The sequence below is a fragment of the Camelimonas fluminis genome, from assembly GCF_014656355.1.
GTDB classification, from domain to species: Bacteria; Pseudomonadota; Alphaproteobacteria; order Rhizobiales; family Beijerinckiaceae; genus Camelimonas; species Camelimonas fluminis.
This window is the reverse complement of the sequence record NZ_BNCG01000140.1, coordinates 1-1,068: the sequence shown is the minus strand read 5'-3', so window position 1 is coordinate 1,068 and position 1,068 is coordinate 1. Positions and strand designations below refer to the sequence as shown.

The 1,068-nt window shown below is 68.9% G+C and carries 1 protein-coding gene; it reads right to left on the bottom strand.

The genetic code is table 11. The annotated features are described in order from the left end of the window. Window positions 1–39 precede the first annotated feature (39 nt). Window positions 40–1,068: autotransporter outer membrane beta-barrel domain-containing protein (locus IE243_RS22845; RefSeq protein ID WP_191321569.1), on the bottom strand; the 1,029-nt coding region annotated here is incomplete at its 5' end.

The following is a 1,068-nucleotide window of genomic DNA, read 5'->3' as shown; positions in this document are numbered from 1 at the left end:
TTGTTCCTGACCTGAATTTTTGGGCCGGACCTTTTCAGGTCAGAACCGCACCTGGGCCTTTGCCGTCAGGCGGTTGTCGTGGAAGCCGCCGCCGCTGATGTCTGCCTGGTAGGCGATCTGGGCGGTGACGGCGTCGTTGACGCGGAAGCCGAGACCAGCGCCCAGGGTGCCGTAGGTGCGGGCGTTGGCCGGGCCGGTGAGGCGGAACGGCAGGTCCGGGGCGATGGCGTAATACGCGTCGGCGTTGTCGATGCGATCGCCGACGCGCTGGGTGACGCTGGCTTTCAGGCTGGGGGTGAGCACGCCGCCGGCCAGCGGCAGGTCAAAGGCCAGTTCGAGGCCGGCGGAGAGGCGGGCGTCGGTGAACTGGCGGGCGGCCAGGGCGATGGCCAGCGCGCCGGCCCCGCGCTCGGTGTAGCCGTTGATGTTCATCTGGGCGATGTCGAAGCCGACGAACGGTGTCAGCGACAGGCCCGCTGGCAGGGCGCGGTCCATGCCGAAGGCCGTTCCGTCCAGCTTCACGCCGGCGACGGCCCCGGCCATGAACTGTCCCGAACGCGGCGAAGCTTCGGCGGTGAGGACCTCGTCGCCGAAGGGGATGAAGCGGCGGCTTTTGCCATCGGTGAAGGCATAGCCGAGATAGCCGTCGATGAAGGCGCGGTTCATGGCGAAGCGGCCGTAGAGAGCCGGGGCGACGGCGCTGCTGTCGAGCTTCATGCCATCGGCGCTGCGGTTGTCCTCGATATAGGTGAGGGCCGCGCCGATGGTGAGGTTTTGCGAGACGCGGTAGTCGAGGCCTGCGGTGACGCCGCCTGCGGTGTAGGGGATGTCGGCGCCTGGTCCGCCGGTGAGATATGAGGCGGAGACGAAGAGGCCGAAGGGGTTTGGGTTGGCCATGGGGGCGAGGGGGGCGACGGCGCCGATGCTGCCGGCGTATCCTGGCAGGCGCTCTGGCTGTCGCCTGCTGGCTGCGTTGAGGATGAAGGGCGCGCTCTGGGCGTCGACGGCGCCATTGAGGGCGTTGAGGTTTGAGAAGCCGGGGGCGACGCTGCCGCCGAGGCTGCCGAG